This window comes from Streptomyces sp. NBC_00448 (assembly GCF_036014115.1).
Taxonomy (GTDB): Bacteria; Actinomycetota; Actinomycetes; order Streptomycetales; family Streptomycetaceae; genus Actinacidiphila.
Genome location: NZ_CP107913.1, coordinates 1,339,760 through 1,351,452 on the forward strand (window position 1 = coordinate 1,339,760; position 11,693 = coordinate 1,351,452).

Here is an 11,693-nt window from a genome sequence, read left to right on the forward strand (position 1 = left end):
GCGTCGCGGTGGTCTTCTTCACTGTTGAGCACGCGAAACCGTAGCAACCGGGGCCGCCGCGCGAAGCGGCGGGGCGCACGGCGCCGCAGGTGGGCGCACGGGTGACACATCCACCCAGGTGGCCGACGCGGACCGAAACCGGCTGGTGGCTCAGCGTGCGTCGGCATACGCTGACCGGGACGAGCAAGCCGTCGGGGAAGTACCTGGCCCCGCGGCCCAGTCCCGGAACCAGTCGCCGACTCGGCCACGCTTTCCGGCACCGGCATCAGGCGCCACCGCGTCCGCACCGCCCGAAAGAGAAGGACCTCCCACCGGGCGCCGTGACGCGAGGAACCGACCGCGTTCGGCCTTCCCGGACCACGCGACGCTAAGGAGTGCGCGGTGTCAGCAGACAAGCCCATCCGCAAGGACAACACGGCCGAACGCGGCGGGGACGTCACGTCCCTGCTCGACGAGGAGCGCCCGCTGGACGCATGGTCCCGCTGCGCGCCGATCCGGCTCGCCGGATACGAGGACGACCCCAGCGAGACGCACATCCTGCGCAGCATCGACTGACAGTGCCACCCAGCTGACGGCGCCTCGTACGGGGCGCCGTTCGGCGCGCGGGCGCGACCCGCGCCGGCAGGTGCCCGCCGCCCGGAAGACCTCCGGGGGCGGGCCCGGGCGCCGCCGTCCACGACTGACGGAATGTCAGCGGCCTTTCACCCCAGGTACATCGCAACTCCCGGCCGACCCACGGGTATCCGACCCAGGACACCGATGTGACATGTGTCATGCACGGATCGACGTAAATTCCGTGTGTATTTCGCATGCATGGGCCCTGACCGGGCAAACGGCCCTCGTGTGCGCCGATTTCGCCGACCACTCGAGGAGCAAACCTATGCTGATGGCCCACCCGACCGTCCTGCGCAACCTGGTGGAGCGTTACGAGACGCTCCGCGCCGTCGTCGACGAGGGGCACGCGGACGGGTCGGACCGTGCGGAGGGCGCCGACCCTCTGGTACGGCAGCAGTTGCAGGACACGATGTACACGTTGTGCGTGTCGACCGGCACCCGGGAGATCGGGGCGGCGCTCGCGGCCGCGCGCCGGCACATCGACACCATCGCGGCCGGGGCGCTGGACGCGGACCCGGCTCGCGACGTCAGCGCGGCCTGAGCACCACCCGGCCGCGCCCCTGATCCGGTGACCCGCTGAACGCCGGCCACGGATCTCCCCCCTCGCAGCACCGCAGCACCGGACAACCGAAGAACGAAGGCTGAAGCACCGACCGGACGACGGCGTACCGGACAGCGACCCCGCGGGTGCGGGTCGCGGTCGTCCACGCGGCCCGCCGCCCGCGCATCATGGTCACCATGAACCCGCAGCACCGACCGGCCTCCGCCGCGCCTTCCGCCGAATCCGCTGAATCCGTCGAACCTGCCGAACCTGCTGAATCCATCGTCCCCGCCGCCTCCACCGGCTCGGCCGCACCCGGGGTCGTGCCGGGCAAGTACGCCCGCGTGGAGCGGGAGCGCCGCTTCCTGTTCGCGGCGCCACCGGGTGCCGGGCACGGACCCGTACACCGGATCACCGACCGCTATCTGCTCGGCACCAGGATGCGGCTGCGCCGCGTGGAGCCGCTGTCCACCCGGGCCGCCGCCTCCGGTGCCGGGAATGACCGACCGGGGCTTTCCGCACCGCGGTTGAAGCTCACCCAGAAGATCCCGGCGGACTCCCCCGGACCCGTACAGGGGTTGCTCACCAACACGTATCTCTCCGCCGCGGAATACGAGGTGTTCGCGGTGCTGCCCGCGCGCGTGCTGCGCAAGTCCCGCCACAGCGTTCCGCCGCTGGGAATCGACGTGTTCGAGCCGCCGCTGCACGGACTGGTGCTGGCCGAGGCGGAGTTCGCGGACGACGCCGAGATGCACGCCTTCGAGGTGCCGCGAGGCGCGGTCGCCGAGGTGACCTGCGACCCCCGGTTCACCGGCGGCAGCCTGGCCGCGGCCGGCCGGGACGAACTGCTGGCGTGGCTGGCCGAGTACGGCGTCACCCCGGAGACAGCGGTCATGGGAGATTCGTAGTTTCGTTCCATCCTTCCGGGGCATCCGCTCTCGAATCCCGCGGCTCACCAGGCATTTCCCGGTTCCGTCCGGAGGTCCCGCCATGGCCGGCGGGGCGCGAACACGGCCGGTGCACGGTCACCCGTTGGGATGAATCGACGTGCGGACATGCCCCGATTGGCCGTGTCGCGCGTTGTCCTCGGTGCGGGCATACGGCTCGTGATGTTTTCCCGGAAGGCAGTGAGCGTATGAACAAGGTCGCCCGAAAGGGACTGGTCACCGCGATGGTCGCGGGCGGTGTGCTCGCGTCCGCCGGGTACGCACAGGCGGACTCGGCGGCCGGCGGCGAGACCGCGGGCTCGCCGGGCGTCCTGTCGGGCAACTCCGTCCAGGTCCCGGTGCACGTCCCGGTGAACGTGTGCGGCAACACCGTCGACGTGGTCGGCCTGCTCAACCCGTCGATGGGCAACACCTGCGCGAACACCTCGGCCGGGTCGCCGGCGGCCGGCTCGTCCGCGTCGTCCGGTGCCAAGTCGTCGACCTCGTCGACCAGCGCCCGCCCCGCCAGGCACGCCGGCCCGGCCGCCGACGAGTCCGAGGCCGGCTCCGCCGGTTCCCGTTCCTCCGGCGGCGCCCACGCGGCGGGCCGCACCACCGGCTCCCCCGGTGTGCTGTCCGGCAACTCCCTCCAGTTGCCGATCGACATCCCGGTCAACGTCTCCGGCAACTCGGTGAACGTGGTGGGAATCGGCAACCCCGCCTTCGGCAACACCGCGGTCAACAGCACCCCGCCTCCGCCGCCGGCCCACCAGCCGATCCCCGCGCCGCCGAACGACACGGTGGACACCGCCTACTCCGCAGCCCACCCGTCCCTCGCCCACACCGGCGCCGACGGCCTGGGCTGGACCGCCGGCACGAGCGCGGCGCTGCTGCTCGGCGGCGTGGTGCTCTACCGCAAGGCGCGCCCGGCGGCCCGAACCGCCGCCGCGGCGCAGGCGGTCGGGTCCGCCCGGCGCTGACCGCCGCCGGCCGGCGGCGCCCCCTCCTCGTCCGCCGGCCGGCCCCCACAGCACCCCCGCAACACCCCGCACAGCCCCCACTCCCGGCCCGCCATGCGCCTTCCGCACGGCGGGCCGAATCCGTCAACTCGATTACCCGCGCCCGTGACCAGGAAAGACGCCGCTCGGCCGGGCGCGGCGGAGCGCTCCAACCCCTAGGGTGTATGCGCGCACATACACGCACGCAGGCTTCAGCGCCGAAGCCCGTCCGTGCCGTGCCCCACCCTTACCGCATCACCGCGAAGACGTGATTCGAGGAGCCCCGCAATGGCGTTGCCGCAAGGCACGCTCAGCCACCGCTACCGTGGCGAGCACCCTCTCCGTACTCTCCTCTACCTCTTCCACCCCGACCGGCGCCGCGTCGGCTTCGCCGTCGCCGCGTTCCTCGCCAAGCACGCCCCCGTGTGGCTGCTGCCGCTCATCACCGCCAACGTCGTGGACGTCGTGGTGCAGCACAAGCCGATCTCCATCCTGTGGTGGAACTCCGCGGTGCTGCTGGTGATCCTCGTCCTCAACCTGCCCCTGCACCTGACGTACGTGCGCAACATGCAGGGCTCGATCCGGCGCACCGGCACCCGGCTGCGCACCGCGCTGTGCCACCGGATGCAGCAGTTGTCGATCGGCTACCACGCCAGGGTGAGCGCGGGTGTGCTCCAGGCCAAGGTGATCAGGGACGTCGAGACCATCGAGACCGCCGCCCAGCAGACCGCGGACAACGGCCTGGCGGCGATCGCCACACTCTCCGGCGGCCTGGTGGTCATCGGCATCCAGGCGCCCGCGTTCCTGCCGGTCTACCTGATCGTGGTGCCCGCCTCGGCCGTGCTGGTGGTCAAGTTGCGCCGCCGGCTGAAGGACCGCAACGAGCTGTTCCGGCAGCAGGTCGAGCAACTCTCCTCCCGGGTGAGCGAGATGACCACGCTGATCCCGATCACCCGGGCGCACGGCCTGGAGGACACCGCGCTGCACCGGATGGACCGCACCCTGGGCGAGGTGCTGCACGCCGGGCTGCGACTCGACCGGCTCAACGGCTGGTTCGGCTCGATCGCCTGGATTCTGCTCAACGCGATCGGCGTCGCCTGCCTGTCCGGCTCCGCGCTGGTGGCCTACTACGGCTGGCTGAACGTCACTCCGGGCACCGTGGTGATGCTCTCGGCGTACTTCTCCAGCCTCACCGCGTCGGTGACCACGCTGCTGACGCTCGCCCCGCAGATCGGCAAGGGCCTGGAGTCGGTGCGCTCGATCGGCGAGGTGCTCCAGGCGCCCGACCTGGAGCAGAACGACGGCAAGGCCGAAGTCGCCGGTGTGGTGGGCCGGTTCGAGTTCCGCGCGGTGGAACTGACCTACCCCGAGACCGACCGCCCGTCGCTGGCCGGCTTCGACCTCGACGTACGGCCCGGCGAGACGATCGCGCTGGTCGGCGGCTCCGGCGCCGGCAAGTCCACGGTGCTGAACCTGGTGATCGGCTTCCTGCGCCCGACCAGCGGCCGCATCCTGCTGGACGGCATCGACATGGAGTCGCTCGACCTGCGGGACTACCGCAGCTTCCTGTCGGTGGTGCCGCAGGACTCGATCCTCTTCGAGGGCAGCGTGCGGGAGAACGTCACCTACGGCATGGCCGAGGTGTCCGAGGACAAGGTGCGGGCCGCGCTGCGGGACGCCAACGCGATGGAGTTCATCGACCGGATGCCGCACGGCCTGGACACGGTGGTCGGTGAGCGCGGCGCCCGGCTGTCCGGCGGGCAGAAGCAGCGGCTGGCCATCGCGCGCGCCCTGATCCGCGACCCGCGGGTGCTGGTGCTCGACGAGGCGACGTCCGCGCTGGACTCCCGCTCGGAGTCGCTGGTGCAGCAGGCGCTCGGCCGGCTGGTCAAGGGCCGTACGGTCTTCGTCGTCGCGCACCGGCTGTCCACGATCAGGAACGCCGACCGGATCGTGGTGATGGACGAGGGCCGGATCGTGGAGGTCGGCTCGCACGCCGAACTGCTGCGGCGCGGCGGCGCGTACGCGGGTCTCCAGGCGGCCCAGCTGGCATGAGTCGCGGGGCGGCCCGAGCGCGTGCGCCCGGGCCGCCCGTCCCACGGCCGCCGGCCGGCAACCGCCGGCCGTCAGCCCTCCGTCAGCCGCCGAGTACCCCCGAGACCATCGCCTTGGCCTCGTCCTGCACCCGGGCCAGGTGCTCCGGGCCCTGGAAGGACTCGGCGTAGACCTTGTAGACGTCCTCGGTGCCCGACGGGCGCGCGGCGAACCAGGCACTGTCGGTGCAGACCTTGATGCCGCCGAGCGGGGCGCCGTTGCCGGGCGCCTCGGTGAGCACTGCGGTGACCGGCTCGCCGGCGAGTTCGCGGGCGGGCACCTGGTCGGGCGAGAGCTTGGCCAGCACGGCCTTCTGCGCGCGGTCGGCGGGCGCGTCGATCCGGGCGTAGGCGGGAGTGCCGAACTTCGCGGTGAGGTCCGCGTAGTGCTCCGAGGGGCTGCGGCCGGTGACCGCGGTGATCTCGGCGGCGAGCAGCGCCAGCAGGATGCCGTCCTTGTCGGTGGTCCACACGCTGCCGTCGCGGCGCAGGAACGACGCGCCCGCGGACTCCTCGCCGCCGAAGGCGAGGGTGCCGCCGAGCAGCCCGTCCACGAACCACTTGAAGCCGACCGGGACTTCGGTGAGGGTGCGGCCCAGACCGGCCACCACCTTGTCGATCATCGACGAGGAGACCAGGGTCTTGCCGATCGCCAGGTCCTCGCCCCACTGCTCGCGGTGACCGGCGAGGTAGTCGATCGCCACCGCCAGGTAGTGGTTGGGGTTCATCAGGCCGCCGTCGGGGGTGACGATGCCGTGCCGGTCGGCGTCCGCGTCGTTGCCGGTGGCGACGTCGTACTCGTCCTTGCGGGCGATCAGCGACGCCATCGCGGACGGCGAGGAGCAGTCCATCCGGATCTTGCCGTCCCAGTCGAGCGTCATGAACCGCCAGGTCGGGTCGGCGTACGGGTTGACCACGGTGAGGTCCAGGCGGTGGCGTTCGGCGATCTCGCCCCAGTACCCGACCGAGGCGCCGCCGAGCGGGTCGGCGCCGATCCGCACGCCCGCGCGGCGGACCGCGTCCAGGTCGAGGACGTGCGGCAGGTCGTCGACGTACCCGCCGCGGAAGTCGTGGCGGCCGGTGGTGTCGGCGGCCAGCGCCCGGGCGTAGGGGATGCGGCGCACCTCCCGCAGCCCGTCCGCGATCAGCGCGTTGGCGCGGTCCTGGATCCAGCCGGTCGCGTCGGAGCCGGCCGGGCCGCCGGTGGGCGGGTTGTACTTGAAGCCGCCGTCGCGCGGCGGGTTGTGCGAGGGGGTGACGACGACACCGTCCGCGAGACCGGTGGTACGCCCCCGGTTGTACGTCAGGATCGCGTGCGAGACGGCCGGGGTCGGGGTGAATCCGTCGGCGGCGTCGATCAGGACGGTCACGTCGTTCGCGGCGAACACCTCCAGCGCGGTGACCCGCGCGGGCTCGGACAGCGCGTGCGTGTCCGCGCCGAGGAACAGCGGGCCGTCGGTGCCCTGCGCGGCGCGGTACTCGCAGATGGCCTGGCTGGTGGCGGCGATGTGGTCCTCGTTGAACGCCGTGTCCAGCGCCGAGCCGCGGTGCCCGGAGGTGCCGAACGCCACCCGCTGCCCGGGCTCGCCCGGGTCGGGGTGCAGGGCGTAGTACGCGGTGACCAGGCGGGGTACGTCGACCAGGTCCTCCGGCCGGGCGGGTGTTCCGGCACGCTCGTGCGGCATCCTGCACTCCTTCTCGCTGCTGGCTGTCGTGGTGGGTGGCCTGCCCTGCCCGCCTATTCTCACGCGGCCGCCCCGCCGTGCCGACACGGCCTCGCCGCAAGGTCCGCATCCGCTCCGCGGCCCTAGGATGGTGACGCTTCGGCAGGTGTGGGCACCCGGCGTGTGCGCACCCGGCGCGCGGGAGAGGCGGAGGCGATGGCCACGGCAGAGCTGCCGGCATCGGACGGGGTACGGCTGGCGTCCCGCACCGGGCGGTGGGTGCTGGCCTGTTCGGTACTCGGCTCGGGCATGGCGATGCTGGACGGCACCATCGTCAACATCGCGCTGCCGAGGATCGGCGAGGACCTGGGCGCGTCGCTGGCCACCCTGCAGTGGACGGTCAACGGCTACCTGCTGACGCTGGCCGGGCTGATCCTGCTCGGCGGCGGGCTCGGGGACCGGTACGGGCGGCGGCGGGTCTTCACGATCGGCGTGGTGTGGTTCGCGCTGGCGTCCGCGCTGTGCGGGATCGCGCAGGACAGCGCCATGCTGATCGCCTCCCGGGCCCTGCAGGGCGTGGGCGGCGCGCTGCTGACGCCCGGTTCGCTGGCGCTGGTGCAGTCCACGTTCCGGCCGGAGGACCGGGCGAAGGCGGTCGGCGCGTGGTCGGGCCTGGGCGGCGTGGCGGGCGCGGTCGGCCCGTTCCTGGGTGGCTGGCTGGTGGACGGGCCGGGCTGGCGGTGGATCTTCTTCATCAACGTGCCGCTGGGCGCGGTGGTCGTGGCGATCGCGGCGCGGCACGTGCCGGAGAGCCGCGACCGCACCGCGTCCGGGTCCTTCGACATCGCCGGGGCCGCACTGGCCGCGCTGTGCCTGGCCGGGATCACCTACGCGCTGATCACCGCGTCGAGCCATCCCTCGCCGCTGAAGGTGGGGCTGCCGGTGCTCGCCGGGGTGCTGTGCGGGGTGGCGTTCCTGCGCACCGAACGGGTCAGGGAGCATCCGATGCTGCCGCTGAACGTCTTCTCCTCCCGGCTGTTCACCGCGATGAACCTGGTGACGCTGTGTCTGTACGCCGCGATCGGCGGGGTGTTCTTCCTGCTGCCGGTGCAGTTGCAGATCGCCGCCGGGTACAGCGCGCTGCGCGCGGGCCTGGCGACGCTGCCGGTCACCGTGCTGATGCTGCTGCTCTCCGCGCCCGCGGGCGCGCTCGCCCAGCGGATCGGGCCGCGCCGGCCGCTCACGGTGGGGCCGCTGCTCGCCGCCGCGGGCATGCTGCTGCTCACCCGGATCTCGCCGGGCTCCTCCTCCTACCTGGTGGACGTGCTTCCCGCGGTGGTGGTGCAGGGGCTCGGCATGAGCCTGTTCGTGGCGCCACTGACCGCCACCGTCCTCGCCTCGGTCGAGGTCGACCACGCGGGCGTGGCCAGCGGCGTCAACAACGCTGCGGCCCGGGTCGCGCAGCTCCTCATCGTCGCCGCCCTGCCGCTGGCCATCGGGCTGTCCAACAACGCGTACACCTCGCCGCACGCCGTCAACGACGCCTTCGGCAAGGCGATGGTGATCTGTGCGGGCCTGTGCGCGGGCGGGGCCGCCCTCGCCGCCTTCCTCGTCCCCTCCCGGACGGTTCTCTCCGAGGGCGAGGCCGACAACGTGGAACCGCAGTGCGCCGCGAACTGCGGCTTCTCCGCGCCCCCGTTGGAGCCCGGCAGTTCCAGGGTGCCCTGACCCCCCGGGGTGCCCCGTCCTGCCGGTTCAGGGACCTTGCGGTCCGCCGTGGCTTGTCGCGCAGTTCCCCGCGCCCCTGAGCCTGAGTCACCGCGGCTCTGCCTGGGTCAAGCACACGCCGAGCGGCACATAGTCAGGGGCGCTGGGGGCACCTCCCGGCGAAGCCAGGGGGAGAACTGCGCGACCAGCCCACCACCGGCGGATGGTCCCTGACGGCGCTCAGCCGGGCGAGTTGTCGGGTGGGGCCACTTCCGTAAGGAGCAGCTCAAGGACGGGAAGTGCCGCGCTGAGCGTCGCCCGCTGCTCCGGCGTCAGTCGGCCCATGCGGCGGGCGAGGAGTTCGGACCGTTCGCGCCGGATACGGCCGAGCAGGGCGCGGCCCTCTCCGTGGATGCTGACCAGCCAGGACCGACCGTCACTGGGGTCCGGCTCCTTCCCGATCAACCCGGCCTCGGCCAGCGGCCGCACGGTACGCGTGAGAGTCGGCGCGGCGACCTGCTCGCGCGCGGCGAGCTCACCCAGCCGAATCGGCCCGAACTGCTCGATCCTGGCGAGCGCCGAGAGCTGCGCGTAGGTCAGGTTGAGGTCGTCCGCCGACGCCTGCGCGAGCTGGCGGTACAGGCGGGCGACGATCAGTGCGACGGCAGCCGGTGAGGCGCCCCCGCGCCCGTCGTGCTCGGTCATGGCGGGGGCGCCTCCTTCGGTCGTACGGTGTCAGCCCTGCTTCTCGGTGACCTTGCGGGCGCGGATCAGGGACGCACCCGCCGCCACCAAGGACATCACGATCGCCAGGGCGAACACCACGACCAGGCCGTCGTGGAAGGGCCCGGAGATCAGGTGCGGGAAGAACTCCCGTCCGGTGAGCGTGTGTGCGTGCCGCTTGGACAGCTTGCTGAGCAGGTCGGGGCCGAGCAGTTGCTGGATCGGGTTGTACCCGAGGAACGCGGCGAACAGGGTACCGACCGGGGGCAGGTTCGCCACCTGGTGGGCGTTGGCCGCCGGCACGCCCTGGGCGGTCAGCCCGGTGCTGAGGGTGTTCGGCAGCGAGCGGGCCAGCCCGGCCACCATGAGCGAGAAGAACACACCGATGGACAGCACCATGCCGGCGTTCTGGAAGGTGGCCCGCATGCCGGAGGCGGCGCCGCGGGACTCCGCGGGCACGCTCGCCATGATGATCGAGGTGTTGGGCGCGGCGAACAGGCCGCCGCCGAGGCCGTTGAGGAACACCACGAGCGCGAAGACCCAGTAGCTGAAGTTCGTCGGGATGAGCAGCAGCCCGGCGAAGGAGCCGGCCATCACCACGAAGCCCGCGGAGGCGAACAGCCGGGCTCCGTACCGGTCGGAGAGCGCGCCCGCGACGGGGCCGGCGGCCAGGAAGCCGACGGTCAGCGGCAGCAGGTAGATACCCGCCCACAGCGGGGTGTCGGCGTAGTTGTAGCCGTGCAGCGGCAGCCAGATGCCCTGCAGCCAGATGATCAGCATGAACTGCAGGCCGCCACGGGCGATGGAGCCGAGCAGGGTGGCCGCGTTGCCGCCGGCGAAGGCCGCGTTGCGGAAGAGCGCCAGCGGGAACATCGGTTCGGCGACGCGCGACTCGATCAGGCAGAACACGACGATCAGCACGACGCCGCCGATCAGCCCGGCCAGCACCCACGGGTTGGTCCAGCCCATGGTGTGGCCGCCGTAGGGCTGGATGCCGTAGGTGATGCCGGCGAGCAGCGCGGTCAGGCCGACGGCGAAGGTGATGTTGCCCCACCAGTCCATCTTCGCGGGGCGGCGGATGCCGGTGTCGTGCAGGGAGCGGTAGGCCCACACGGTGCCGATCAGGCCGATCGGGACGTTCACCCAGAAGATGGAGCGCCAGTTCCACTCGGCGAGCAGGCCGCCGAGCACCAGGCCGACGAAGGAGCCGGCGATGCCGGCCACCATGTTCACGCCGAGCGCCATGCCGCGCTGCCGGGCCGGGAAGGCGTCGGTGATGATCGCCGCCGAGTTGGCCATCAGCATGGAGCCGCCGACCGCCTGGGCGACGCGCCAGCCGATCAGCCACAGGGCGCCGCCGCCGCCGTGCATCGGGTCGACGGACAGGATCACCGAGGTGATGGTGAAGATCAGGAAGCCCGCGTTGTAGATCTTCACCCGGCCGAGGATGTCGCCGAGCCGGCCGAGGCTGACCACCAGGACCGCGGTGACGAGCATGTAGCCCATCAGCATCCACAGCAGGTAGCTGACGTTGCCGGGCTGGAGGGGGTCGAGGTGGATGCCGTTGAAGATGGCGGGCAGTGAGATGAGCACGATCGAGGCGTTGATCGTGGCGATGAGCATGCCGAGGGTCGTGTTGGACAGGGCCACCCACTTGTAGTGCGGATGGTCGGCGGCGATACGCGGGGGACGCCGTCGTATTCGTGTCGTCGAGTCTTCTTCGGTCGCCATGCGGCGGTCACACCCCAGCCGGAGAGCAGTTAGTTAACTTAGGTTAAGTAACTCTAGCACCGGAGGTGCCTGCCTTGCAGGGCGGTTCGAGGGCGTCGCGGGGGTGCGGGGAGCGCGCGTTCGACAGGCGCGCTCCCCTGGATTCCCGGGCTCTACGGCGGGAGTTGAGGTCAGCGGCGGCGCAGCAGGATGCCCCGGATGTAGGCCGCCTGGCCGGCGTGCTGGAGGTCGTCGCCGATCACGCTGATCAGGCGGACCCCGAGGGTGACCGGCGGGTCCCAGCGCTCGTCGACGACCTGGTCGAGGTCGTCGTCGGTCAGGCCGCCGAGGTAGTCGAGGGTGCCCGCGTGCACGGCGTCGTAGTAGCCGGTGAGCAGGGCCGGGTCGGCGACCTCGACCTGCCCGGACTGTGCGGCGCTGTGGCCGTAGCCGATCGTGCCGGCGGGGAAGGGCAGGTCGAAGCGCTTGTCCCAACCGTCGGCGGTCCAGACCTGTTCGCGGCCGGCCACGTCGGCGACGTGGTCGTCCTGGACCCGGGCGAGGTGCCAGACCAGCCAGCCGATCGAGTTGGCCTCGTCGTCCAGCCGTACGGCCACCTCCTCGGCGGTCAGACCGTCGACGGCGGAGTGCACGACCTCCTGGATACGGCCGTAGGCGTCGGCGAGGACTTCAGCGGTGTTCATCGAGTACTCCAG

General features: G+C 72.0%; 10 protein-coding genes. 6 read left to right on the plus strand and 4 right to left on the minus strand.

Annotated features, from left to right (window positions below; genetic code table 11):
* Positions 1-381 precede the first annotated feature (381 nt).
* The 5 genes from OG370_RS05700 to OG370_RS05720 all read left to right on the plus strand — a co-directional run bounded on the left by OG370_RS05700 (position 382) and on the right by OG370_RS05720 (position 5,135).
* Positions 382-555 carry a hypothetical protein gene (locus tag OG370_RS05700; RefSeq protein ID WP_328474890.1) on the plus strand — a complete coding sequence of 58 codons (174 nt, stop codon included), beginning with the start codon at positions 382-384 and terminating at the stop codon, positions 553-555.
* Positions 556-880: 325 nt separating this feature from the next.
* Entirely contained in the window at positions 881-1,156 is a 276-nt protein-coding gene (locus tag OG370_RS05705) for a DUF5133 domain-containing protein (protein WP_328461242.1), read from the plus strand.
* A 197-nt stretch (positions 1,157-1,353) separates the two neighbouring features.
* On the plus strand, positions 1,354-2,064 hold the full coding sequence (locus tag OG370_RS05710; RefSeq protein WP_328461244.1) for a hypothetical protein: 711 nt from the start codon (positions 1,354-1,356) through the stop codon (positions 2,062-2,064).
* 227 nt (positions 2,065-2,291) lie between these two features.
* Complete coding sequence (locus OG370_RS05715) at positions 2,292-3,062, plus strand: chaplin (protein WP_328461246.1); 771 nt, start codon at positions 2,292-2,294, stop codon at positions 3,060-3,062.
* A 306-nt stretch (positions 3,063-3,368) separates the two neighbouring features.
* Positions 3,369-5,135: an ABC transporter ATP-binding protein gene (locus OG370_RS05720; protein WP_328461248.1), complete on the plus strand. Its 1,767-nt coding sequence runs from the start codon at positions 3,369-3,371 to the stop codon at positions 5,133-5,135.
* 82 nt (positions 5,136-5,217) lie between these two features.
* Here the strand turns inward: OG370_RS05720 and pgm are convergent, their stop codons facing one another.
* Positions 5,218-6,858: a phosphoglucomutase (alpha-D-glucose-1,6-bisphosphate-dependent) gene (gene pgm, locus OG370_RS05725; protein WP_328461250.1), complete on the minus strand. Its 1,641-nt coding sequence runs from the start codon at positions 6,856-6,858 to the stop codon at positions 5,218-5,220.
* Positions 6,859-7,053: 195 nt separating this feature from the next.
* Here pgm and OG370_RS05730 point away from each other — a divergent pair, with 195 nt between their 5' ends.
* Positions 7,054-8,565, plus strand: a complete 1,512-nt coding sequence (locus tag OG370_RS05730) for a DHA2 family efflux MFS transporter permease subunit (protein ID WP_328461252.1) — start codon at positions 7,054-7,056, stop codon at positions 8,563-8,565.
* A 219-nt stretch (positions 8,566-8,784) separates the two neighbouring features.
* Here the strand turns inward: OG370_RS05730 and OG370_RS05735 are convergent, their stop codons facing one another.
* From OG370_RS05735 to OG370_RS05745, 3 genes are all read right to left on the minus strand, one after another.
* The gene (locus OG370_RS05735) at positions 8,785-9,249 is read right to left on the minus strand and encodes a MarR family winged helix-turn-helix transcriptional regulator (RefSeq protein WP_328461254.1); all 465 of its coding nucleotides are present in this window, start codon (positions 9,247-9,249) and stop codon (positions 8,785-8,787) included.
* 30 nt (positions 9,250-9,279) lie between these two features.
* Complete coding sequence (locus OG370_RS05740) at positions 9,280-10,998, minus strand: MFS transporter (protein WP_328461256.1); 1,719 nt, start codon at positions 10,996-10,998, stop codon at positions 9,280-9,282.
* A gap of 170 nt (positions 10,999-11,168) precedes the next feature.
* Positions 11,169-11,681 carry a mycothiol transferase gene (locus tag OG370_RS05745; protein WP_328461258.1) on the minus strand — a complete coding sequence of 171 codons (513 nt, stop codon included), beginning with the start codon at positions 11,679-11,681 and terminating at the stop codon, positions 11,169-11,171.
* Positions 11,682-11,693: the final 12 nt, after the last annotated feature.